General features: G+C 63.6%; 18 protein-coding genes. 2 read left to right on the top strand and 16 right to left on the bottom strand.

Annotated elements, in window-relative coordinates:
- From FJ222_07185 to FJ222_07155, 7 genes are all read right to left on the bottom strand, one after another.
- The coding region (locus FJ222_07185; GenBank protein ID MBM4164208.1) for a terpene cyclase/mutase family protein at positions 1-1512 on the bottom strand (1512 nt) is incomplete at its 3' end.
- A 23-nt stretch (positions 1513-1535) separates the two neighbouring features.
- On the bottom strand, positions 1536-3155 hold the full coding sequence (locus FJ222_07180) for a hypothetical protein (GenBank protein ID MBM4164207.1): 1620 nt from the start codon (positions 3153-3155) through the stop codon (positions 1536-1538).
- Between the two features lie 42 nt (positions 3156-3197).
- Positions 3198-3605, bottom strand: coding sequence for a hypothetical protein (locus tag FJ222_07175; GenBank protein MBM4164206.1), 408 nt, complete (start codon positions 3603-3605; stop codon positions 3198-3200).
- Positions 3602-4066: a biopolymer transporter ExbD gene (locus tag FJ222_07170; GenBank protein MBM4164205.1), complete on the bottom strand. Its 465-nt coding sequence runs from the start codon at positions 4064-4066 to the stop codon at positions 3602-3604. The genes FJ222_07175 and FJ222_07170 overlap by 4 nt, the downstream gene beginning before the upstream one ends.
- A gap of 9 nt (positions 4067-4075) precedes the next feature.
- The gene (locus FJ222_07165) at positions 4076-4903 is read right to left on the bottom strand and encodes a MotA/TolQ/ExbB proton channel family protein (protein ID MBM4164204.1); all 828 of its coding nucleotides are present in this window, start codon (positions 4901-4903) and stop codon (positions 4076-4078) included.
- A 157-nt stretch (positions 4904-5060) separates the two neighbouring features.
- Positions 5061-5867, bottom strand: a complete 807-nt coding sequence (locus FJ222_07160; protein ID MBM4164203.1) for a hypothetical protein — start codon at positions 5865-5867, stop codon at positions 5061-5063.
- Between the two features lie 25 nt (positions 5868-5892).
- Positions 5893-8895, bottom strand: coding sequence for a hypothetical protein (locus tag FJ222_07155; GenBank protein ID MBM4164202.1), 3003 nt, complete (start codon positions 8893-8895; stop codon positions 5893-5895).
- 142 nt (positions 8896-9037) lie between these two features.
- Between FJ222_07155 and FJ222_07150 the strand changes: the two genes are divergently transcribed.
- Positions 9038-10192: a hypothetical protein gene (locus FJ222_07150; GenBank protein ID MBM4164201.1), complete on the top strand. Its 1155-nt coding sequence runs from the start codon at positions 9038-9040 to the stop codon at positions 10190-10192.
- A 358-nt stretch (positions 10193-10550) separates the two neighbouring features.
- On the opposite strand, the gene FJ222_07145 is transcribed toward FJ222_07150, so the two are convergent.
- Positions 10551-12236, bottom strand: a complete 1686-nt coding sequence (locus FJ222_07145; protein ID MBM4164200.1) for a hypothetical protein — start codon at positions 12234-12236, stop codon at positions 10551-10553.
- Positions 12237-12255: 19 nt separating this feature from the next.
- Positions 12256-15405, bottom strand: coding sequence for an isoleucine--tRNA ligase (locus FJ222_07140; protein ID MBM4164199.1), 3150 nt, complete (start codon positions 15403-15405; stop codon positions 12256-12258).
- A 331-nt stretch (positions 15406-15736) separates the two neighbouring features.
- Between FJ222_07140 and FJ222_07135 the strand changes: the two genes are divergently transcribed.
- Entirely contained in the window at positions 15737-16795 is a 1059-nt protein-coding gene (locus FJ222_07135; protein ID MBM4164198.1) for a hypothetical protein, read from the top strand.
- A 6-nt stretch (positions 16796-16801) separates the two neighbouring features.
- On the opposite strand, the gene FJ222_07130 is transcribed toward FJ222_07135, so the two are convergent.
- The 7 genes from FJ222_07130 to FJ222_07100 all read right to left on the bottom strand — a co-directional run.
- Positions 16802-17143, bottom strand: a complete 342-nt coding sequence (locus FJ222_07130) for a prepilin-type N-terminal cleavage/methylation domain-containing protein (GenBank protein MBM4164197.1) — start codon at positions 17141-17143, stop codon at positions 16802-16804.
- A 211-nt stretch (positions 17144-17354) separates the two neighbouring features.
- Positions 17355-17738: a prepilin-type N-terminal cleavage/methylation domain-containing protein gene (locus FJ222_07125; protein MBM4164196.1), complete on the bottom strand. Its 384-nt coding sequence runs from the start codon at positions 17736-17738 to the stop codon at positions 17355-17357.
- Positions 17739-18307: 569 nt separating this feature from the next.
- Complete coding sequence (locus FJ222_07120; protein MBM4164195.1) at positions 18308-18637, bottom strand: hypothetical protein; 330 nt, start codon at positions 18635-18637, stop codon at positions 18308-18310.
- Positions 18638-18640: 3 nt separating this feature from the next.
- Positions 18641-19078 (bottom strand): hypothetical protein, encoded by a 438-nt coding sequence (locus tag FJ222_07115; protein ID MBM4164194.1) that lies wholly within the window; start codon positions 19076-19078, stop codon positions 18641-18643.
- On the bottom strand, positions 19075-21879 hold the full coding sequence (locus FJ222_07110; protein ID MBM4164193.1) for a hypothetical protein: 2805 nt from the start codon (positions 21877-21879) through the stop codon (positions 19075-19077). Before FJ222_07110 ends, FJ222_07115 begins: the two co-directional genes overlap by 4 nt.
- A 95-nt stretch (positions 21880-21974) precedes the next feature.
- A complete protein-coding gene (locus tag FJ222_07105; protein MBM4164192.1) occupies positions 21975-23384 on the bottom strand; it encodes a hypothetical protein in 1410 nt (469 codons plus the stop codon).
- 31 nt (positions 23385-23415) lie between these two features.
- On the bottom strand, positions 23416-23996 hold a 581-nt coding region (locus FJ222_07100; protein MBM4164191.1), incomplete at its 5' end, for a carbohydrate-binding protein.

Here is a 23996-nt window from a genome sequence, read left to right as displayed (position 1 = left end):
CTGGATCGCGGCGAGACAGGTGTCCATGACCGGGCGATCGGTATGGGCGTCGGTGTTTTCCCACCAGCCGATCTCCTGGGGCCGGCCCTGGGGATCGGTGTAGGCACCGAGCTCGATCCTCTGGGCTCGGACATAGAGGCGCCACAGCTTGTCCCACCACGACGTCCATCGCTTGGCGTTGATGCCCGCGTGAAACTTCGCCTGGGTGGCGTAGTAGTAATAGTACTGGATGCTGCCACCCAACCCCTTGGCGTCACCCGCAAGAAAAGCGGGCGTCCACGCATCCATCAGGTCGAGCGTCGCGCGCGTCTCGGCGGCGCCGCCCGCGCCCAGAAGCTGCAGGCAGAGTGCCCCTGCGGCGGAGAGGCCGTTGGCGCCGGGCTTGTCATAACCGAACCCGCCGCCGGACTGGTAGTTCTGGCGGAACCCCCGCACCGCCTTTTTCATCGCTGCGGTGAGGGCCGGTTTGTCGCGGTAGGCGTTGGCCAGTTGCGCGGCCTTGAGCGCCTGGGCGCACCAGCTCATCACCGAGGTATCGTTGCGTTCCGACCCCTTCATGTTGTAATCCCAGCCGCCCGAGGCATTCTGGCCCGTGACCAGCACATGGACCGCCCGGTCTGCGGCTTCCTTGATATCGGGGTGGGGAATCATGCCAGACGCCTCGCTCAGCGCATAGGCCGCGATCGGCAGCGCGTACTCATGACTGTCGCTGTATTTGAAACGGCCGTCGGTCTCCTGCGCGCCCATCAGGAATTGAATCCCGCGCTGCACCGTCTCGCCGAATTCGGGGCTGGTTGCCGGTGTCTCGCTGTGCGACAGGAAGGTGAGCACGGCCAGGCCGGTCATGGCGACCCTGTTCTGCGGCCAGGAGCCGTCGGCCTGCTGGTTCTTCTTGAGCCAGCGCAGGGCGCGCATCACCGCCTGTTCGGAGGCCGTGACGTCGGGCGGCCCGTTGGTGGGTGGCGGCGGGTCAGGCCACCAGGGTCCGTTGGTCGGGATGACCACCACGGGCGGGTTGGTCGAGGGCGGCTGCGGAGGCTGCGGTTGCCATTCCGGCTGCGGCTGGGGCCGCCATTCCGGTGTCGGTGTCGGTGTTGGTATCGTCGGCACATCCCCCATCCGATTGATTTTTTCGGAGGTATCGTCCGGCGGCTGAGGCGGCTGGGGCGTCGGCGGCACAGGAACCAGCTCGGGCGGCTCGGGCGGCTCGGGCTTGAATGTGACCGTTGGCCCGGTGGGTTCAGGTGCGATCACGTCGGCGGCCAGCAGGACAATCAGGATGACGGCGATCAGCGGAATGAGGACCGCGCAGAGGGGCGCGGCGAGGCGCTGGGCCTCCAGGCGCGCCTCCTTGAACTCGCGCGTGTCGCGCGGGCGGCCAAACCCCCGGATCATTTTCTTGATCCGGGTGTAATAGCCGTCCTCGCGAAAGCGCTCGTCAATAGCGGCCAGCGCCTGCTCCTCTTTGGAGCGGACCGGGTCGGCTGCGTCGTCGCTCGTGGAGTCAGGCATCGCGCCCTCCTTTCGGCATCCGACTACAGATCGCCGACATTGACCGCGATGTCGCCCGTCGCGCTTTTAGGATCGGCGGCATCCGCCGTGGTGATGCCGAGCTCATCCATGATCGCGGCGGCCTGGGTCGTTGGCAGGTTGCGGTAATAGACCATCAGTTGCAACGCGGCGAGGCAGGTGTCCATCACCGGGCGATCGGTGTGGTTATCGTCGTTCACCCAGTGGCCGATATCTTGAAGTTTTCCGAGATGATCCGTGTAGACACCCTTCTCGATAATCAGCGCCTTCAGATAGTCTGGTTTCATCCTGGCATTCCAAGACTCCCACTGCTTGCCGCCTTCGTGAAACTTGGCCTGGGTGGCATAGTAGTAATAGTACTGGATGCTGCCGCCCAGCCTTTTGACATCCTTCGGGAAATCCTTGTCGGTAATCGCCGGTATCCACGGCTCCATCAGGGTGAGCGTACTGCGGACCTCGGGTCCCTTGCCAGATCCAATCAACTGGAGGCTGAGGACGCCGATGGCCGACAGCCCCCCCGTTCCAGGCGCCGTATACCCAAACCCGCCGCCGCTCGCATAGTTGCTCTGGAAGCCCTTGATCGCCTTTTTGATCGCCGCTTCGAGGGCTTGGGTATCCGCATAGGCTTTGGACAGGTGAGCGGCCTTCAGCGCTTGCGCACACCAGCCCATGTAGGAGGTGTCATTTCGCTCCGAAGGCTTGACATTATAGTCCCACCCGCCGGACGGGTTCTGGCCGGAGATCAGCACCTGAATGGCCTTGCCGGCCGCCTCCTTGACCTCCGGGTTCATGGTCATGCCATAGGCCTCGCACAACGCATAAGCGACCATGGGCAGGGCATATTCGTGGTCATCACTATTGGTGAAACGTCCGTTGGGCTTCTGCGTTTTGATGAGATAATCCAGGGCTTTTCTGACCGTCTCCCCGAATTCGGGATAGTCTGCCCCGGGTCTCTCGCCATGCGACAGAAACGACAGGAGGGCCAACGCCGTCATGGCGGGCTTGACCTTGTTCCACGAACCGTCGGCGTTCTGGTTCTTCTTGAGCCAGCGGAGGGCGGCCATCACCGCCGCCTCCGTATTATCGTCGCCGCCGAAGCGCTTCCTCAACTGGCCGGCCATACCGGGGTTGCGCGAGCCGTAAATGTTGCGCATGATCACCGGGCTCTTGACCTGCAGAACCGAATCCACCGGGGTCGGCTGCTGGGTGATGGGCTCCGTGGTGGTCGCCACCGGCGTGTCGATCGGGACGGTCACATCGGTGTCGATGTGGATATCGGTCTCGACGGGTTCCGGCTCGACCAGATCTTCCTTCTTCAGTTCCGGGACCTCCTGGGTCTCGAGAATCTCCACCTGAACCTCGTAGGTGTTGCTGATCTTGCCTGTCGCGAGGACGGCCAGAAGGATGACCGAGACGAGCGGAATCATCACGGCACAGGCCGGCGCCGCGAGGCGCTGAGCCTCGATGCGCGCCGACTTGAACTCCCGGCTATCGCGGGGGCAGCCAAACCCGTTGATCATTTTCTTGATCCGGGTGAAATAGCCATCCTCGTGAAACAGCTCGCTGAGCTCCTTGAGCGCCTGATCCTCCTTGGCGAGAATCGCTTCTGCAATCGGATCGTTCATAACCCACCTCCCGTCACGCACCAGCCCGAGCCCCGTTCGGGTTCACATGCTAAAGATCGCCAGGTTCGTCAGTTCCAGTTTATGACAAATATCCAACGTTTGCACTAAGAATTTATGGGGCGAGTCGCCGGTGCAGCGGAGCACCACGCTGACCTTCTTGTCATATTCGGCGATGCTGGCCAGCCGGCGCTCCAGAAGCGCCTTGGAAACGGGCGTGCCGCGGAAGATAAAGCCCGTCTTGTTGATCTCGATGTTCAGCACCGTGGGGGGAGTGGTGGGCGAGGCATCTGGATCCGCCGCCGGCGCAGCGGCGGCGAGCATGGAGTAGATATCCTCCTGCTTGATCGTAACGATGAAGAAAATCAGCAACTGGAACACGACGTCGATCATCGGCGTCATTTCAAGCTGGGGCTGGTCGTTGGTGATCCGTCGTTTTCTTCTGACTTTCATCCCCCGCCTCCCTTCTTTTGACCCGTGTGCTCGTAGATCGCCATAAACGACAGCTTCCAGATGCCGGCCTCGGTGCAGACGGACATGACGCGCCGGACCTCGCGGTGCGGCACCCGGTGGTCGGCCCGGATCAGGACCGGGAAGTTGGTGTTGCGGTATTTGTTGACGCGCTTCACCAGAATGTCCCGCAACAGGGACTCGTCCATCTGCGCGTTGTTGATCGAGATGCGGTAGCCGCCGACGAAGGGCAGCCGGCGTCCCAACTCGATGATCAGGGTCTGGGGGGGCATCTCCTTGACGATCGCCCCGTGCCGGCCATCCTCCAGGACGATGTCCTCGTACACGTTCTCGGTCAGCTTCATCGTGACGACGAAGAAGATAATCAACTGAAACACGACGTCGATCATCGGCGTCATATTCAGATCGCAGCCGGCGGATCGGACTTTTCTAACTTTTCCCATGTCCGCTCCTCAATCGTTCACGACCTCGACGTTGCGCAGATCCTTGATCAGCTCCATGGTCATGGCCTCCATGCGGAGGACGAGCTTGTTGGCATTGTTGCGGATGCCATAGTAGAAGGTGATGGCCGGGATGGCGACGACCAGGCCGCCGGCGGTCGTCCACAGGGCCTGGGCAATGGCGAGGGCCAGCGCGCCGACATCAGGGGCCGCCGTGGCGATATTGCCGAAGGCCATGATCATACCTTGCACGGTGCCGAGGAGCCCGAGCATCGGCGCGAGGTTGGCGCAGACCGAGATCCAGGTGAGGCGCTGCATCAGCCGTTCTGTCTCGAGGTCGGCCGCCGTGCCGACGCTCTCCTGGATGATGTCGTAACCCTCCTCCACGTGCGAAAAACCGGCCGACAGAATGTTGGCCATCGAGCTGGGCTCGCTCTCGCAGGCTTTCAGCGCCTTGAGGACATCCCCCTCGGCCATGGCGCTTTTGACCTGGTCGATCAACGTGCCGGGCAACATCTTCGCGGGACGCACGAGGATCGAGCAGTCCACGATGAAGTAGATGGCGGCTGCGCCGCTCCCGAACAGAGCCATCCACAGCAGGAAGCCGATGGGTCCCGATCCTGTCATGACGTCATAGAAACTGGTGGCGCTTCGCTTTCTCTGAGCGGAGACCGGCGCGCCGCTCTCGGCATCGACGATCAGCGTGCTGTCCAGCCCCGGTGCTGCCGCTTCCACCGCCGCTCCTGCCGCCGCGCCCGGTGCCGCGGCTTCTTGGGCCAGCAGCGCCGGAGCGCCCAGCAGCGTCGCAAGCATCACCGCACTCATCACTAATTTCTTCATGGTATCCTCTCGCCTTTCGTCGTTCGGTCTTACACCGACTTCGCGTTGTTACCCTTGCGTCCCGTGCCGGGCGCCCCCCGCCCAGCGCTCTCAACAGTGCCTATCTCCCGAGGCGCTTGCAAACACCCCAGAGGGGTTTTGCAAGAGCCTCTCCCGTTCAGGGTTTGCCAGCCCATTCGCTGCCCGGAAACTCCTTGCGGATCGTCTCGCGGCGCTCCTGCGCACGGGCGGTCATGCCCAGCTTCTCCAGGCTCTTGGCGGCCTTGTAGTTCGCTTCCGGCTGAACCTCCCTGATGTTCCGGTAGAGCGTGACCACCCGCAGGTAGCCATCCTTCAGCGCCCGGATGTGGTGCTCCTGGGTGTCGCCGACCTTCAGGATCAGGTCGCCGCGGAGGATGAGCGCGGTCGCCGAGGCCAGGCGATTGCCGCTTTTCACGGCCTGTTCGAGCATGTCTTCCAGTTTCGCCGCGCGGTTCTCGCGGAGCAGCGCGCGCCAGTAGACCGTGGCCAGATCGCCGAGATACGCGGCCTCCGGGCGGACGGCGGTGATCCGCTCAATCGCCCGGATCGCATCGGCGCCGTTGTTCGCCTGCAGGTAGGCCTCGGCGAGCCAGCGGGTCGCCTCCTCGTCGTGCTGCAGCATGAAATAGTCTGAGGCGATCTTGGTCAGCGTCGGGATGGCCGCCGCGCCGGTGTTCGCCTGGACGGCCTTGATCGCCGGATCCAGATCCCGGGGTCTGACGACCGACAGTTTCACCACATCGGCCAGAGCGATGGTGACGTCAATCCCCCTGTCTGAGAGCACGTAGGACTTCGTTCCGCCCTGCCAGCGCAACAGTCCGGTCCGCGGACCGCTTTTCAGCGTGAGCGTCCCCTGAATCTGCGCCCGGGCCGCCGGGGCCGCCACCAACACGGCGCATAGGGTGATCATCCACGCGCAGCGATGCAGTTTGATCCGTTTCATGTTTGCACTCCTTGAATCCACTCGCTTATTTGCGGGACGCCAGCTCGATGTTCGCCTGATTCAGCCACGTCCGGACCTGGGCCGCGTTGGGGCTGCCGGAAAACGCGGCGAGGTACTCCTCGCACGCCTCGGCGGCGCCCTGAAACTTCTTGTGCTCCAACTCGAGCGGGATGCTCAACAGGTAGGCCTGTTCGATGAAGGGGTCGGACGCGGCGCTTCCGGGCGGGGTCGCGTAGATGAGTTGCTTGAACGCCACAATCGCCTGGCCGCGGCTGATGCCGGCCTGATCGTCGAGGCCCAGGGCCTTCTCGGCGTTCATCTTGCGCATCATCGTCCGGCCGACCTGGATGTCGAGCGCCATCACGTCCTTGTTCTCCTTGCGGTAGCTGCGGACGACCTTAAACGCCTCGATGGCGCGGGAGAACAGCTGCTGCCGCCGGGCATTGTCCTTCTCGGTTTCACCCTCGGCGCTGGCGGCGTCGGCGAGCAGCAGGGAGGCGTCGACCATGAGGACCGAATTGGTGTACATCGCGATAAACGAGTCGAGTTCCGCGAGCGCCTCGGCGTATTTCTTCATGCCCACGAGCGCCTGAGTTCGGCCCAGGAGGGCTTGGGTCCGCATCGCGGGCTCTTTCGTCAGGGCGATCACCCGGACAAACCCCTGCAGGGCGTTGTCGTGTTCGCCCGCATCCACCAGCGCACGCGCCGCCGCGAGAATCTGGTAATCGGGGTAGGCATCGGCGCCCGGACCCGCGAACATCTCCTTGTATTTGGCGACCGCCTCGCTGCGCAGCCCCATCTCCATCAGGCTGGCGGCGAGCATCGGCACGGAACTGCGGGCCTCCTCTGAAGCGGGGTACTCCTGGCGCAACCGGGCAAAGATCGCCTGCGCCTGTCCGGTCTCTTTGAGGACGGTATACATCGTGCCGGCCCGGATCAGGGCATGGGGCGCGTACTGCGACTGAGGGAACTCCTTGACAAAGCCCAGATAGGTCTCGATCACCTGGGGCCTGAGCTTGGCCACGGTTTCGGCGGGCGCGACGACCTGGGCCAGGCAGGCGGCCTTCTGCAGGACAGCCTGCTGGCGGATCAGAAACGCCTGGTTCGTGTCGATGGCGACGGTGGCGGGGATCTCGGCGAGGTCCTTCAGAACCTGGTTGAACAGCAGGGCCGCCCGGATCAACGCCTCCGACCCCGCGACGCGCTCGATATCGTTTGTGGCGGCCTGCACGCGCGCCAGCGCGATCGCGCGGGTGGCCTGCGCGCTGCGGGCGCGCGTCGCTGTGATGGCCAGACCGGGCTTGTCCGACTGCAGCAGATAGGCCAGATAGGCGTCGAGGGCGGCAATCTCGTTGGTATAGTTTTGACGCTGGTTATGGAGGAGAGCGATCCGGCTCAGCGTTTCACCGTAGTAGGCCGATCCCGGGTAGGCCGCAATCAGACGGTCGTAATAGGCCAGCGCCCCGGCCGCGTTTCCGCTTTCTGCAGCCTGCCCGCCGAGAATCATCAGCTTCAGGGGCGCCTCGGGGTGGCTGGTAAAATTCCGGAAGAAAAGCTCGTAGGTCTGGAGCCTTTTCTCGCCCATCAGCTCCGCCAGCCGCAGCACCTCGCCGCCAGCGTCCAGGGCATACGGCGACCGGCAGAACCGCTCGGCCAGATGCGCGGCAATCGTCCCCGCAAGGAGTTCATGGTAGCCATCCTCGCCCCGTTCGGCGAGGCAGGCTTTGGCCAGCTCGCCCAGAGCGGTCACCGATTCGGCCGTTTCGGGGAAGTGGTTCAAAACCACCAGAAACACCGGAATGCTCGCCGCAAACTGGTTGTTGGCGAAGAGCTGACGGGCCTCCTGAAACTGCTTCCGCTGCATCCGGTCACGAACCTCGTCCGTGAACACGGGCTGGAGCTCCACTTGGAAGCGATCGAGGATGAAGGCGCGTATCCGCTGCTCGCGTTCGCCCGCCTCCATCGCCCATTGGCTGTCGGGAAAAAGGCCGATGACGTTGACCACGTGCTGATAAGCGCCATTGGGTTTGCGCTTGCCGTCGGGGCCGCGCTCCCCGAGCAGCAGGTTTTTGATCAGCTCGTTGTCGCCAGCGGGGTCCTTGGCGATTTTCATCGCCTCATCATGAAGCATGACGGCCAGCAGAAAGCGGCACTGGGCCATGGGGCTCAGCCGCACGAGGCCGGTGACCCCCTCGTCCCGCTCCTGGGCGACCAACGCATCGTGGATCTGCTGCAGCACGCCCCGGTGATCATCGATCAACGACTGCGCCCGCGAGGTCTCACCCTTCAGGACCAGGCTGTGCGCCTTGATGACGATCGCCTTGCCGAACCACATATCCTGATCCCACAGCAGCTGGCTCGCCAGCTTGTCGGCTTCGGCGAGGAGCGCGTCCCTCGCGCTTTTGACGGTCTCGCCTTCGGCCACCTTGACGCACAATTCGGCGGTGTCGGCCTGCACCTGACGCAGCGCCGGAGCGGGCAGCTTCACCTTCAACAGTCGCCGGTAGGCGTCGAGCGCCTGTTTTTCCAGCCGCGTCGCCAGCAGCATTTGCGGGAATTTATAGGCGGCCTCGATGTAGAATGACTCCATCTCCGGCGTGGGCTGCGGGAACAGCTTAAAGAACCCATTGTAGAGCGCAAAGGCCTCTTGGCTGCTTCCGTAAGCGTAGTAGCCATCGGCCAGCGCCAGTTTCATCACCCACGCCTCGGCACCGTCCGGGTTGGGGTGGCGGGCGATCAGATCCCGAACCTTCTCGAAAGCGCCTTGCGCGAGCATGCCGCGCAATTCCAAGACGCGCAGCGTGATCGCCGCATCCGGATACCGCTTCTTGAGGTCCTCGATCACCCGCGCGGCAAAATCGGGCATCCGCAGATCATCCTGCAACTGCCGGATATACTGCGTCTCCTCAGCGATGAACGCCTCTTTGGCGGGGTCGCCGGTCTGCGCGGACGCCCGGAGCGCCAGCAGCGCCGCCACGCCAGCGACTGCGCCCAGGCAGCCCACAGATGTACGCACGAACGCATTCATAAGTGCCCCTTTTTACACTAAAACAGCCGCGAGGGTCAATCTGATTTATCGGCCCCCCTTTTTTTTGTTGCATGAACGAGGGGTTTTGCGCTACCTTTAAAAACGACTCGACATGTGGTGATTACAGAAACGTGAGGCAGCTATGGGAAAAGTCCTGAGGGTGTTGATTGTTCTGATCCTGGTTCTTGGCATCGGAGCGCTCGTCTTGGAGTTTCAAATCATCGGCATGCGCGAGGCGCTTGTGGGCCGCGCCCACAAGTTCGAGGAGGGGATCAGGCGGATCGCCGGCACCATCGAGGCGCAGCCGCCGGTCGAGATGCCCGCGCGGTCCCTTCCCGAGCGCGACATTTCACCCGTGACCGCCGCCGAGCTCACCAATCCCGACCGGAAGACGTTCTGGAGCACCTATCCCTTCTCGTTGGAACAGGACAACCTGAAGCCGCTGGACTACAATACGGATGCGATGGCCAAACAGTTGCGCCAGTACTATTATGAAGAATTCGACGCGATTAAGAACAAGCCTGTCCGAATTCGCGATCCGCGCGACCCGCGCAAATTCGCGACCAGCGGCAAGGGCACCCTGCAAGAGGCGCTGGATAACCTCTTCGCTCGCGCCAAGGCGCAAAATGCAACGCTCAACGCGACCCGCGCAGAATTGAAGAAGACGGCAGACGAGCTGGTCGATCTGATTAACGAGTTCAACCGCCTCAAGCAAAGCAGCCGGGCCGACAAGAAGTTAATCGAGGAGCTCCGCGCGGAAATCACGCGCCTCATCGGTGTGGTGGCTGAACGCGATGCCACGATCAGCAGGCTGGAGGCTGATATTCTGGATCTGCAGACGGAAGAGGCCCGCTTGAAGGACGAGATCGCCAAACTGAAAGACACGATCATCAGCCATGAAGCGACGATCAAGGCTCAGGCGAACGAGATCGAGCGTCTTAAAGATCCGGGACTCCGACCTGGCGGCCCGAAGGGTACGGAACTCCCTCGAGACCTTGAGAATGTGCTGACCCCCGGCGACAAAGGCAAGGTCGTTGCCTACGACGACACGCTCAAGTTCGTGGTGGTCGCCTTGTCGCCGGCGTTTATGACGGAACTTCTCGGCAAGGATCAAACTCAGGGGCTGCCGCAGATCGAGATGATGGTTCGCCGGCCCGGACTGACCTCCGCCGCAGGCGATTTCATCACCCGCATCCGTCTCCGTCAAGTCGTCCGTGACCAGGGGCTTGTCGTCGCCGATATCCTCTCCGACTGGCAGCAGCATCCGCTGGAGAATGGCGATGTGGTGTATTTCTAAGTCGGCGCCTGCAAGCCTCTGGGCGGTGCTTGCCCTGCTCGCGCTCGCGGCCCTCCTGTCGGGTTGCATGAGCGACCCGCACGAGGGCGATCTCCCGTGGTCGCCCACCGCGACGTGGGAGGGAACCCCCGCCCTTCCCGGCGGCATGATGAAGCCGTAGGCCGGCCCCGCCGCCAGGGCGAACGCATCACAAGTGGAGACTGTTTCACCCTAATAGGGGGGAATTGAGGCTCTTGAAAAACACAACGTGGCACGGGCGTCCCGCCCGTGAAACACGGGCAAGATGCCCGTGCCACGCCCGCACTCACGGGGTTTTGCAAGAGCCTCAATTTAGATGCGTTTGACCTGAACCCGCCGCCTAATCGGCCGTCGGGTAGGTCTTTACCAGGCGGCAGACGTACCAATAATCGCGCAGCACCTGCCAGGGAGAGAGGGTTGGGAAACCGCGTTGAACGTTCAGCGCGCCGACCTCGTACAGGTGCCGGTGCTGCCACAACACCGCCTGATAGGCGCCGCGCAGAGTCATCCGCCCATCCCACATGTGGATCGGCTCGGCGCCGGCGCCGTTGACTTCGATGATGGTGAACGCCTCGCCCCGGCGCAACTGTTCGAGTGAATCGTAGCGGATGTCAAAACGGCCATAATAAAACTCGCCCAGCGACTGGGCGATGCCGTCAAACACGCCGGACAGCTCGGGTGTGATCGCGTCGTTGCCGTTGATAAAGACCGTCCCTTGCGCGTGGTTGCCGGCGAAGTTGAGCTGGCGCACCTCCCCTGCAGGCAGCACGTCGTCCAGGGTCCCTTTCTGCTTGGCGAAATAGACACGCGCCAGCTTGCGACAGCGGTTGTCGGCCAGAATCAGTTGCCGCAGCGTGTGGATGCCGTCGCCCGTCACGTTCGGGAAGGCCTTGAGCCCCAGCGACACGACCCGGCCGCGGGTCTCGCCGGGCTTGCGCGCATAGAGCACGCCAGCCTCGTTCGGCCGGGTGATAAGCGTTTGCAGGATCACGGCCTGAGTCTTGGGGAACTGCCGGAAATAAGCAAGCAGATCCGCCTCGCCACCCATCCGCTTGACGCCGACGCCGCGCTGGCCGATATCGGGCTTGGCCACCAACGGGAAGCCGACGCCCTGGGCCGCCAGCGCCTCGCGCGCCTGCGCGAGCCGTTCCTCGGCGGTCTGGTGCCGGGCGATCGGCGGCGAGACCGCCACCCGGCCCAGCCAGCGCGCGGCGACCTCCGGTTGGAAAAGCGCGTAAATCTGCTGCTTGGACTCTCGCACCAGCCCCGAGGCGTACATGCAGGGGTTGCTGGCCATGGTCAGGCGCAAGCCGCGGAACCGGATCGCCAGATAGGCGATGTAGAAGAGCACGGGAAAATAAAACACCCAGATCGGCCAGAACTCGAAGAAGGTCGTGGGCGTCTCGTGCTCGGGCAATGTCTCGACATCGGGGACCGCCTCCTCCTCCTTCAGCCGGTGGCGCCGGGCGATCACGATGTTGAGCAACACCACACCCGCCAGCACCCCGACCACCACCCCGACCCGCAGCCAGATGTTTTGCAAATAGGGCAGCATGGCCGAGCCGACCGTCATCGCCAATGCCAGATAGATGACGGTCTGCAGGAGCGACGCCAGCGTGACGAGCAGAAGAAACCGCCAGAACGGCGCACCGAGCATCCCCGCGGCCACAAAGGTGACCGTCCGCGTCCCCGGCAGAAACCGCGCCATGAAAACGGCCTTGACCATGTGGCCGCTGAAGTACTGCTCGGCCCACAGCAGCCGGCGGCGGCTGATCCAGTTGCGCTTGAAGACCTGCCGCGAGGCAAAACGGCCCGTCAGATACAGCGCGAAGTCGCCCGAGGCGATGCCGAGCGTCAGCGCCGCCAGCACCACCTGCCAGTGCATGTCGCGGGAGGCCGCCAGCATGGCGCACCCGATGCTTACGCCGTCCTCAAAGATCCACGTTCCGGCGCCCGCCACCAGCCCCTGCAGACAGGTGTTGGCCTGAAGCGTGTCCAGAAAGGTCCAAAACCACTCGGTCAGCACGCATCACCCCTGTCGCCATTCAGACGGCTTTCCGTTTCAGGACGACCACGCACGGCTGGCCGTTGAGCTCGGCCGCCGTTCCGGAAGCTTCATCCACCAGCCGCAGGCCGACGCAGAGCGTCTCGCCGCAGATGGTGTCGCGGTGTGCCTCCAGAGCGGCGCGCACGGCGTCTGAGCCCGACACCTCCAGCGTGATCCGGTCGGAGATGGCCAGATCGGCCTCCTTGCGCAGCCCCTGCACGGTGGAGACAAATTCGCGGGCCAGCCCTTCGCACAGCAGCGCCTCGTCCAGCGCGGTCTCCAGCGCCAGCGTCAGCGTCCCCGCGTTGGCCACGGTGAGCCCCTCGCGTTCTTCTCGCTGCACCAGCACATCCTCGGCCGTCAACGGGACGGCCCCTTCGCCATCGCCCAGATCGAGCGTGTGGCCCCGGCCCTCGGTCAGCGCCGCCAGCGCCGCCGCCGGCAGGACGGCGATGGCGTCCGCCGCCGCCTTCATCCGTTTGCCCAGACGGCGGCCGAGGGTCTTAAAATTCGCCTTGGCCGTCAGCCGCACAAACGCCTGCTCGTCGGCGGCAAAGGAGACCTCCTTGACGTTGAGTTCGTCGGCGATCAGGCCCGCCATGGGCCGCAGATCATCGAGCTGCGCGGCATCGGCGCTGGCCAGCGTCGCTCGCGCCAGCGGCTGCCGCACCTTGAGATCGCGCTGCTTGCGCAGGAAATGGCCGAGGTTCACCGCGCTCTGCGCCTGCGCCATGCGCCGCTCGAGCGCCTCGTCGCGCACCGCCGCGTTGGCCTCGGGAAAGTCGCAGAGGTGGACCGACTCGGGCATCCCCGCGCCGCGCAGGTTGCGGTAGATCGCCTCGGAGATGAACGGCGTGAAGGGCGCCGCCACCTGGCAGAGCTGCACAAGCACGTAGCGCAGCGTGCGGTAGGCGTAGTGCTTGTCGGCGTCGTTCTGAGACTTCCAGAAGCGGCGGCGGGAGCGGCGGATGTACCAGTTCGTCAGATTCTCGACAAACAGCACAAACGGCCGCACCGACTTCTGCAGGTCGTAGGCATCCATCGCCGCGGTCACGTCCGCGACCAGCGTCTCCAGCGACGAGATGATCCAGCGGTCGAGCTCGTGCGGCGAGTCGGGCGCGGCCACCTCCTCCTCGCAGAACCCGTCGACCGTCGCGTAGGTCACAAAGAAGCTGTAGGCGTTCCACCAGGGGATGAGCAGGTCGCGCAGGATCTGCTTCACGCCGTGCTCGGAGAAGCGGAGGTTCTCGGCCCGGACCACAGGCGAGTGGATCATGTAGAGGCGGATGGCGTCGGCGCCATAGGTGTCGAGAACATACGTCGGGTCGGGGTAGTTCTTGAGCCGCTTGCTCATCTTCTTGCCGTCCTCGGCGAGCACCATGCCGTTGACGACCACGTTCTCGAAGGGGGCCTTGTCAAAGAGGAGCACGCCCAGCAGGAGCAGGTAGTAGAACCAGCCGCGGGTCTGATCCAGCCCCTCGGCGATGAACTGCGCCGGAAACACGCGCGTCAGGACATCGGCACCCTCAAACGGATAGTGCTGCTGCGCGTAGGGCATGGCGCCCGACTCGAACCAGCAGTCGAGCACCTCCGGCGTGCGGCGGTAGGTCTTGCCGTCTCGGACGATGAGGATCGCGTCAATCACGTGCTTGTGCAGATCCGTCACCCGCTGCCCCGAGAGCGCCTCCAGCTCGGCGACTGAGCCGACGCAGATGCAGTCGGCGGGATCGGCCTCGTTGACCCACACCGGAATGCACGAGCCCCAGAAGCGGTTGCGGCTGATGTTCCAGTCCTTGGCCTCGCGCAGCCAGTTGCCGAATCGCTTCTCGCCCACATAGCCGGGCGTCCAGCGGATCTCGGCGTTGGCGGCGGCCAGGCGGTCGCGCACGTCCTCCACGCGGACATACCAGGCCTCGATGGCGCGCTGGATCAGCGGCGTGTCGGTCCGCTCGCAGAACGGGTAGCTGTGGACCAGGGTGGTCTGATGCACCAGCTTGCCCGCCTCCTTGAGCTGGCGGATGATCGCCTTGTCCGCGTCCTTGCAGAAGGTCCCCGCATGCTCCGGGACGCGGGCGGTGAAGCGGCAGTTCTCGTCGAGCGGATCCGCCAGCGCGATCCCCGCCGCAGTGCAGACGCGGAAGTCGTCCTCGCCATAGGCGGGGGCCTGGTGCACCAGCCCCGTGCCGTCTTCAGTGGTCACGTAGCCGTCGTTCAGCACGCGGAAGGCGTTCGGTTCGCCGGCGAAATAGGGGAAGAGCGGCTCGTAGCGCCAGCCGTCCAGGGCGCGGCCGGGGAGCCGCGCCACGATCGTGTAATCGGCGGCGTCCGGGTAGTGGGCGGCCAGGCGCGCCTCGGCGAGGACGTAGATCGCGCCCTCCTTCCGGTCGCGCACCGCCACGTAGCCGATCTCCGGACCGGCGCAGATCGCCAGATTGGCGGGCAGGGTCCAGGGCGTGGTCGTCCAGATCAGCAGGTAGACCGGGCCGCCCCACGCCTCGGGCGCGCCCGACGTCACCCGCGCCCGGACGGTCACGGCCGGATCCTGCACATCCTTGTAGTTGTTCCCCGCCTCGAGGTTGCTCAGCGGCGTGTTGAGCTTCCAACTATAGGGGACGATCCGATACGACCGATAGATGCGCCCCTGATCCCACAGTTGCTTCACCACCCACCAGACCGACTCCATGAACGACGCGTCCATGGTTTTGTAGTCATTGTCGAAATCGACCCAGCGCCCCATGCGGGTGACGGTCTTGCGCCATTCGGCCACGTACCGCAGCACCATGGACCGGCACTGCTCGTTGAAGGCGGCGACGCCGGTGGAACGGATCTCCGCCGCACCGCTGACACCCAGCGCCTCCTGGGCCAGCGCCTCGATCGGCAGGCCGTGGCAGTCCCAGCCAAAGCGGCGCGCCACGCGGCGGCCGCGCATGGTCTGATAGCGCGGCACGATGTCCTTGATCGTCCCGGCCAGCAGATGGCCGTAATGGGGCAGCCCCGTGGCAAAGGGCGGCCCATCGTAAAAAACATAATCCCGGCCAGCGGGATTCCTCTCCAAGCTCTTCTTGAATGTGTCGTGGGTCGCCCAGAACGCGAGCACCTCGCGCTCCATCGCCGGGAAGTCCGATTTGTTCGATACCGGTTGGTACATGTTAACCTCGTGAAAAGAAAGGCACAGCATAACGAAAGATGCGGCGGAAAACAAGCGCCGCGTGGACCCGGTAATGAGTCGCTCATTAAAGAGTAGGTGGCAGAAAACGGGAAGAGAAGGGTTCAGGGTTCAGGGTTCAGGGTTCAGGGAAAGGCGCACAGCGCGAGGTAGGGCGGCGGCGTCCCGCCGCGCCGCAGGCATGTGGTAAAAGGCAATCGGTGTCAGCGCGCAGCGGGTAGGGCTTCGCGATGTGCTGCCGTCGCACGGACTCTTCTTGAGGCCGTCCTCCTGTTGGGGTATACTATTACCGTCGAACAAGCGGGAGGTGGGTATGGAAACGAAGACAACAAACCGAGGGCGCATCGCGGGGGCGCCGGTCTCCGCCTGGCGGCGGCTCTACGATGTGGCCGACCACATCCGTGCCTTGGATCCGTGGCCGTGGATGACGCTTGGGCACGTCTTCGGCGTCCAGCCGCACGGGTCGGCCGAGCCGGGGTTCGTGCTGTTCTCAAAGCAGGGTGATCCCGCGCGGCGCGCGATCTCTGTTTATCCCGGCTGGACGGCCTTCCACGATGCGATCATGAGCCACGCCCGGCCAGACGACCGCGCGCCGCTCGAACGCACGATCGAGGAGTCGTGGCTGCGTCTGATGTTCATGCCTGCGTCCGGCCTGAACCCCGGCGACCGCGCCGTGCTGGTCCGGCTCGGATGCGATCTGACGCGCGCAGACGAATGTCCGGCGTTCTGCAGTCAGAAGGTGGGCTATTTTCCCGACCGGCTCGGGCCGTCCGAAGTGGTCTGGCTCTCCGCTGTCCTCTATCAGGCCTACGGTATGGCCATGCGGGTCGAGATGACGCCCGGCCTCACCCAGGAGCGGCTGCCGCGAACCCTTCTGGTGCGAAAGCAAGACGCTGCGGGCGACTGGCGCGACGCCTGGGTGGATGAGCCGACCACACGCACCGACGTGGATGTGAGCATCGACCTCGACTGCGTCCGGCGGATCCGGCGCCACCCGGCCGACGCCACCGTGCTGCAGGCTGATCTGGTGCTTTCGCCGCTCAAGAGGAAGAGCGCTGAAGACCACCGCTCTGAGGCGATCTTTACGCTCCTTCTGGTCAATGGCGAGACCCGCATGATCATCCGCTGCGACGCGATGCAGGCGACCGAAGGGATCGAGGCGATGTGGGCGCAGGTGCCCGGCGCGGTGCTGAAGGGGATGGCGCAACTCGACGTGCTTCCCTCCGCGATCGAGGTGCGCAGCGACCGGATGCTGAACGTGCTGCGCCCGCTCACCGAGCTGCTCCCCTTCAAGCTGACGCGGCGCGAGAACCTCGACGCCCTCGCCGTCGCGCGGGATTCGCTGAATGAGCTGCTGCGCGTCAAGACCTGAGGGGCGTCAATCCGGGTGCCGCGAACAGAGGATGACCGGTTCGTTCACGGTCCCCCCGATGTCATACGCGGTATTGCCCGCCTTGCAGAGGGGGAGCTGCCCCGTCTTCGCGTACTCCGCCAGAGCCACGCGATCAATGGCATCGCCCGGCCCCTTGCTCGCGACCAGCGCCCACTGGCTGATCATGTCCTGAATCAGGCGGCGATGATAGAGGCACAGGGTGCGCTGGGTGTTTTCGCGCGCGCGGAGCAGGTTGGGGGCCACGATCACCGAAAGCAAAAGCAGCAACGCGACCACGATCATGATCTCGATGAGCGTGAAACCGCTTCTGGCCTTCCACCGCTTCATGGCGCCCCTCCGATCATCACATGTGCCGTCGTGACCCAGCGTGGCCGCACATCCCCTGACAGTGTGGATAGTATAGCGCCTCGGTGGATGATCGTCAAGGCTGAAGTGGGCGCATGGACAACGGCGCGAACCGGATCACCGGAAAATGAAAAAAGCAGGGCCGCGCCAACGGCGCGGCCCTGTTATCGCATCAACGCGATTAACCCCAACCTTAGGGGGCATCAGGATGGTCTTGCTCAGCCTCGGAATTATGGTCGGCGGCGGACGACGTGCACCACACGAGGGCGTTGGAGACAGCCCCCAGCAAGGTGTAGGGCGAAGTGCCCGTCTTGCACGTGGGGATCGCCTCGCCCTTGATGTAGGCCGCGATGGCATTGGTCTCCCCGTCGAAATCGTCTGCCGCGTCTGCGTTGTTGGCCAGCGCCCACTGGTCAATGGCGTCGTAGATCAGACGCTTGTTGTTGTTGCAGGTGCTCTTCTGCGTCGCGGTACGAGCCTTGATCAGGTTCGGCACGGCAATGACCGCCAGCAACGCAATGATCGCCACAACGATCATGATTTCGACCAGCGTGAAACCTTTTCTATTGATCTTCATACTGTGAACCCTTCTCTTTTCTGTTGTTTCTGTTTAATCCACGCACGTGGCGCCGTGTGCGCAGCCACGCGCATTCCTACCCTCAGTCCAACTGCTTTTCGATTGACTCCGGTGTGAGTCGATCCAATTGGACTTTCGGGTTGAGTATACGCAACAGCCGTGCCAAAGACAAGAAAAATATTTTTTGTGCTCGTTTGCGTGAAAATCACGCTGTTGGCGTCGGAACATCCACTTTCTGGAGAGAAAGGCCGGGATGGACGGGTGCGCATCTTTGCAAACGTGAGAATGGGTCCCGTCAGAAACGAAAACAGGCGGCATTGGCCCGAGTTCGTCAGTTATGCCCTTGTATTGTGCCGTCGACGATACGCTCCACGCGGTCCACGTCCCCCGCCAACAGAGGTTCGGTGAAGAGAAGCCCGTACTTAATGTTGGTGAAACCACGGAGTCCAGAAAGACCGCGACTTCATCCGGCCCCGGTGAGTTCTTCGTCGCCGGGATCTGTGCCATGGAAGCGGCACAGAATAAAATCGTAAAGAGGCCAACGAGGTATTGCTTCCGCTTTTGTTCGCTCATGCGTCGCATCTCCTTGATTTTCGTTCTTTCGGGCAAATAGATTTCTTCGCAAAGACCGCCTTGACCGCTTCGAGATAACCGTACCCATAGAGGTCATCCGGCTGAAGATAGCTGGTCTCGGTCCATTCGTTCCAACTGTTTACCGTAATCAGCGGCGGCTGGCCGGGATGGCGGTCGGCATAATCACGAGCCAATTCAAGCGCCTTCCGGAACTGCTCCGGCGTGTTGTTCTTGACCACACCGGGGCGGAAAGTCTGGAACCGTGGATTGTTGTCCCACCCGACTGAGACGTGAGGAAAGTACGGGATGTTGTAGCTCTTGTCCATGAGCTACCACTCCTTAACCATGTCCGGGATGATCGCCGCGTAGTCCCGGTCAATGTGCGTGAAGTGCACCATTTGGTAATGGGTCTGACTGTCGAAGCCCATGATCTTGACGTTTTCACTGGGCGTGGCGCAGGCCCCGGCATCCACACCGCTGAGATTGAGGTTGTTGGCACCCCAGCTTGTAAGCTGAAGATGCAGTCCCGGTAGTCCGGCCTTGACAGCCTGCTCCCGGAACCAGGCAAAGGCTTCCGCCGTGCGGGCGACGCCGCCAAGACCGTGTACCAGTCGCTGATGAAGACGTTGACCCCGTGATCGGCGGCGGCGTTGATCTGCATCTCCATCACATAGGGATCGGCCTCGTTGCAGTACCCCCAGAGCGGCCGCCGCGGCCAGGTATGCCCCGGATACTTGGCCTGTGCAACATTCAATTAGCCTGATCACTTCCCCGCATCCGCGGCTTCCGCCACCACCCTGAACCCGACGCCCGCGCGGTTCATGCCGCGCTGGGCGATTTTCAGGTCGGGGTGGCCCCAGGAGCGGCGGGCCGACCGGGCGAACTCCGCATTCCGCCTGCCCAGGTTGTCGGCGGATCCGCCCCGCAGGACGCGAAAGATGCCGGTATCTGGACCGGCCGGGTCGTCTGTCGGGCTCAGCAGGTAGTAGTCTGCGCCGAACCGGTCCAGGCACCATTCACTCACGTTGCCGTGCAGGTCGTACAGGCCCCACAGGTTGGGCCTCTTTCCTCCCACGTCTTGCGGCCCGCCGCGAGCGTCCTCCCCGAACCAGGCGTAGTCCTTCATCGCCTCGATCCGGTCCAGATCCCCGAATGACCACACCGTCGTCGTACCCGCCCTGCACGCATACTCCCACTCCGCTTCCGTGGGCAGGCGTACGTGCCGGCCGGTCTTGGCAGAGAGCTTGCCGCAGAAGTTTGTCGCCTCGCGCCACGAGATGCTTGCCGCAGGCCGGTTGGGGTGATCGCCGGCGGATTCGGTCCCCATTACGGCGTCATACTGCGCCCGCGTCACCTCGTGGACTCCCATGTAGAACGGCTTCGTGATCCGCACGCGGTGTTGCGGGCTCTCGTGGCGGTGGTATCCCCACGCATTCGTCTCGCTGCCCATCAGAAACTCACCCGGCAAAATGCGCACCAGCTTCAACACGGCACCGTTGCCCAAGTCGAGCGTGTCCGTTTCCGGCAGTCCCTCAACGGATGCCAGCGGCCCGCCGCGCGTCACCCGCACGAAGTCCGCCGGTATCCGCCGATGGACAACCTCGGCCTCTTCCAGAAATGCGTCGAAGGCCCAGTTCCAATACAGGAACGCCCGGCGGGCGTCGGTGTCGTCGGCTTTGTCGATCTCGGCCCGCGCCTCATCGTGCAACCCCTTCATCCGCGCCACGACGTCCGCAGGCCAGATCGCGGCGAACAGATCGGCAGGCAGGCGGTTTTCCTGCGCGAGCGATCCCAGCCCTCCCGCTCCGGGCAGTTGATCCCGGTGCAGGTTTTCCGCTTGAAGCGGGCGCGGCAGGGGCGTCTTCTCCCACTGATCGCACGCGATCCGCAGCAGTTCGCGGGCGGCCCTGGCGCCTGGTCCGAAGAGGCGTCTGCAGAGCTCGTCCAGCGTCGCGTCCACGTCGAGCTCGGGGTTCCAGAGCGCCCGCTGCCATACGTAGTACGTGGGCGCTTGGGCAACGAGAATCGGCGCGCTGAAAATCGTCAGCTCGGTCCCCGTGATGTACCGCCGGTTCCTCAGGAGGAACTCCTGAACGAGGTGCGGATACTGGACAGGACCGTAGGTCCAGTCGCCCGGGCTGGAGCACGAGGCCCAGATCAGGACCTGATTCCAGCCGCGGATCGTGCGCTCGAACGCGGGTCCAACGGAAGGATGGAAAGCGTGTCCCATCACAAACCCCTCCGGCCACACGGAAGCGACCCGCAGGTTATCCGGAAACGTCACACCCTCCGGCGGCTTCCGTTCGCCAGCGTTCAGGACAACCTTCTTGTCCGGCCAGCGCTGCTTCACCGCTTCGCACAGCCGCTGCACGAACAGCCCGAAAACCAGCTCGTGGACCCGTTCCTCGATGATGGCGTCTGCCCGCTGGTCGCCGTAGTCACTGGCCAGCGCCGCCCTCAGCTGGCGGTCGTCGCGCAGTCGGTCCGCCGTTTCCGCGCACCGCTGGCAGTGGCAGACGAGCCCCGGCGTCCGGGGAAAATAGACGGTGCAGCTTGTATCCGTCATCATCTTGTGCGGCGGCCATCCGCGGTCCTTTTCGTCCCAGTGCCGGCTCAACCGCGCGAGCAGCGCGTCCAGCGTCTCCGGCGCGCTGAAGCAGATCCAGAGCTCGTGACGGGAGCCGTCCTGGTTCAAAGCCCGCGCCGCTTCGCCCGCCTGCAGGATGTCGCGCTCGTGCCCCCATCGCGAGAGCCACCATGCGATGGCTTCGCTTCCCTGATTGATCCCCGGTGTGAAGTCGAGGCTTTCGCCATGACGCCGCAACGCCTCCATGCGGGGGACGTACCACCAGGTCTCATCGCGCGACATGACGCCGGGTTCCAGAGGAAGCGGCATCCGGTCGCCCCAATTGTGTCCCTCGGTGTGAAGCGGCATCAGCGCCGTTTCAATGAAATCAATGCGCCGACGGAAGACCGGCTGGTCGGTGTAGTGAGCTGGCGGTGCCGCGAGCGAAGCCGTGCGCGGGATCGAACGCCCGGCAGCGTCGGCCGGCCAGTACCAGCGTACGCCGACGAACCGTTCCAAAAAATCTGCCACCGCCCACGCCGTACCGTCCGGGTTGCCCGCGCCGCCCACGAGATACACGCGATTCGCGGCGGTCTTGATCACGAAACCCTCCGGCGGAATCTTCGCCGGATCGATCCCCGCCGCCCGCGTTTCCTCGCAGTCGCCGATGACGATGGCGGGCCGGTCGGCGGCCGGAGGCCGGTCAACCTGTTCGAGCGTCGCGCCCGTGCCGAGCCGGATCACATCGAACAGTTCGTCGGTCAGCCGTTTGAGTTTTGCGCCGGGTTTGCCTTCCGCCACGTAAACAGCCGCGCGCGGCTGCCCGTCGCTCACGATCTCGACCGGCGCGTGCGACGGCGCCATCAGCCACGTCACGGGCGTCAAGTCGCGTGGCTTGAGTGCGTCAACCGCCCACGCCGGCAGCGCCAGCAGCGCCGTCAAGACCGTCGCTTTGCGCAAATGGCGCACTGGGATACCTGATAGTCTCATGTTGTTCTCCATGCTTTCTATCCCTGCGAAGAAACCCGTTCAGCCATTCTATCGTCGGAACATGGGAAAAGTACGGAATGTTGTAGCTCTTTTCCATGAGAGCCCATCTATTGGTAGCTTACCTCCGCCACATGCTCGTTCTTCCGTAACCCCATGCCGGCCGCATCCGTGACCGGTTTGTCACCGTAGCGCAGCCCTTCAATACGGACAGTCTCAATCCGCTTATCCGGCCCGTAGCCGGTGAACTCGCTGCGGGGCCCGTCCTTCTGATACAGCACAGTCACGTTGCGGATGGTGACATTGGAGATCCCGCCGGGGAAGCTCTGGTCGCCCGGAATCCCCCAGATGTTGTCGAGGAACCGGAAGCAGAACACCTGTTCCTCGCAGTGCTCGACACGGATGTTCTCGTAGACAATATCGCTGATTTCCGTGCCGTGCAGCGGGATAATGCCAAACACGCCCAAGCCCTCGTGCGCATAATGGAAGATGACGTCGCAGTCGCTGATCCGGATGTTGCGAATGTACCGGGCCCTCGTTTCGCAACCGATGACGATCACTTCGTTGTGGTCGCTCCAAAAGACGCAGTTGCGAATGAGGATGTTCTCCACCGGTGGCTGGGTGCTGGGTGGAATATGCGGCAGCGTCAGAACGTTGCCGCCGGTATTCCCCTTGATGGCAATGGCGTCGTCGCCGGAGCGGATAAAACAGCGTTCCAGGGTCACATCCCGGCTGTTGCACGGATTGAAGCCGTCGGCCGACCAGACCACGGACGCCAGGACGTGGTAATCCCGCACCATCACCCGATCGCAGTTGGACAGCATGCTGCACCAACCGCCGATGCCGCGGGTTTCTACAATGCCGCTGATCGAGACGTCCTGACAGTCGCTCAGCACAATCCCCGCGGGCGCACTGGCGCAGCCGGAATAGTGCTCGCTCCCGACCCGGCGCTGGGCGAGCACGCCGCGCCCCATGATCCGGATATTGCGGGCGCCATTCGCACGAATCAGCCCTTCAACCCAGGCACCCGACGCCAGGTAGAGCGTCTGCCCATCGGTCAGGGTGATCGGTTTGTCATATCCCAGATCATGGAACCCCGGGCCAAAGACGATTGCATCCTCCGGCGCGGCTTCCACTGGCGGAGAGAAGAACAGGTGCAGTGGGCGGGTACGATGGTCGCCATTTACGACCAGCGTCACGGTCCCGGGCTGGTCCACCGTGAAGCTGACGCGCGTCCCCTCGCGGTTCACGGCGATGCCGCGCGACAGCGGATGGGCCGTCACCGTGCGGATCTCCCCGTCCGTCAGAAATCCCAGCTCCACCGAAACCGGCACCGGGCCGGGAATATCCGCACAGACGAAATACATCGGCTGGTGCCACGGCTCCCCGCCGTAAAACGACATCGGTTGTCCGTTGAGGTATGGCATGCCATAACGCGTAGGCATGATATAGACGGGCGCCGAAACGCCGTTCACGTGCACCCGATAGTCCGTGCTTATGGGAATCCCGTTGATCTGCATAGTCACATTTCCTTTCTCAATTTTTTGAACCTCAATTCTGCGGATCAGGACTGACCGCTCGCCAATAGTCGAAAAGTGCAAGGTCCTTTTCAACGCCTGTAAACACGAAGCAGAGGTCTATGGTCCCGGGTTCGTTCCCGATTTCGAGTTCGAGCGCAGGCTCCATCTGAGCGGCTTGCCCTCTTTCGGGCGCGGCGATCGCCACCCGGCCCAGCAGAGCGCCCCGGTGATCGCCCCGGCGCACCTCGATGCTCAGGCCCGAGCGCGCCACCGGGGACAACGCGAGCACCAGCCGCTGTTTGGGCCGAAGGTGGTGGACCTGCGGAAATTGCAACCAGGAGCCTGGGGCGACTGCGACCGCGAAGCCGCCGCCGGGATCCAACTCGCGCTTGTGCGTATCGAGTGAGGCTGCGAAGTACCATTCGGCCTCGATCCTCGCCCAGCTGGCATCGTATTGCCCCACGCCCAGCTCGTTGCGTCGCAGGAACGGATCGCTCGTCCAAGAGCCGTTCGCCCGGCGGTGCGCGTAGACGATGCGCGTGCGACGGAAGAAGTGCTTGCCCATCTCCGGGATCAGCGGCTCGCCGAAGATGAGATAGTCCTGATGATTCC

The organism is Lentisphaerota bacterium, from assembly GCA_016873675.1.
Classification (GTDB): domain Bacteria; phylum Verrucomicrobiota; class Kiritimatiellia; order RFP12; family JAAYNR01; genus VGWG01.
This window is presented reverse-complemented; position numbering and strand designations above follow the sequence as displayed.

Bases quoted from the DNA above. Each gene is read 5' to 3' on its own strand.
- FJ222_07105 (MBM4164192.1), bottom strand. From the start codon at position 23,384: ATGCAGATCAACGGGATTCCCATAAGCACGGACTATCGGGTGCACGTG.
- FJ222_07180 (MBM4164207.1), bottom strand. From the start codon at position 3,155: ATGAACGATCCGATTGCAGAAGCGATTCTCGCCAAGGAGGATCAGGCG.
- FJ222_07170 (MBM4164205.1), bottom strand. From the start codon at position 4,066: ATGGGAAAAGTTAGAAAAGTCCGATCCGCCGGCTGCGATCTGAATATG.
- FJ222_07125 (MBM4164196.1), bottom strand. From the start codon at position 17,738: ATGAAGATCAATAGAAAAGGTTTCACGCTGGTCGAAATCATGATCGTT.
- FJ222_07165 (MBM4164204.1), bottom strand. From the start codon at position 4,903: ATGAAGAAATTAGTGATGAGTGCGGTGATGCTTGCGACGCTGCTGGGC.
- FJ222_07150 (MBM4164201.1), top strand. From the start codon at position 9,038: ATGGGAAAAGTCCTGAGGGTGTTGATTGTTCTGATCCTGGTTCTTGGC.
- FJ222_07135 (MBM4164198.1), top strand. From the start codon at position 15,737: ATGGAAACGAAGACAACAAACCGAGGGCGCATCGCGGGGGCGCCGGTC.
- FJ222_07110 (MBM4164193.1), bottom strand. From the start codon at position 21,879: ATGGAGAACAACATGAGACTATCAGGTATCCCAGTGCGCCATTTGCGC.
- FJ222_07140 (MBM4164199.1), bottom strand. From the start codon at position 15,405: ATGTACCAACCGGTATCGAACAAATCGGACTTCCCGGCGATGGAGCGC.
- FJ222_07120 (MBM4164195.1), bottom strand. From the start codon at position 18,637: ATGGACAAGAGCTACAACATCCCGTACTTTCCTCACGTCTCAGTCGGG.
- FJ222_07155 (MBM4164202.1), bottom strand. From the start codon at position 8,895: ATGAATGCGTTCGTGCGTACATCTGTGGGCTGCCTGGGCGCAGTCGCT.
- FJ222_07175 (MBM4164206.1), bottom strand. From the start codon at position 3,605: ATGAAAGTCAGAAGAAAACGACGGATCACCAACGACCAGCCCCAGCTT.
- FJ222_07130 (MBM4164197.1), bottom strand. From the start codon at position 17,143: ATGAAGCGGTGGAAGGCCAGAAGCGGTTTCACGCTCATCGAGATCATG.
- FJ222_07160 (MBM4164203.1), bottom strand. From the start codon at position 5,867: ATGAAACGGATCAAACTGCATCGCTGCGCGTGGATGATCACCCTATGC.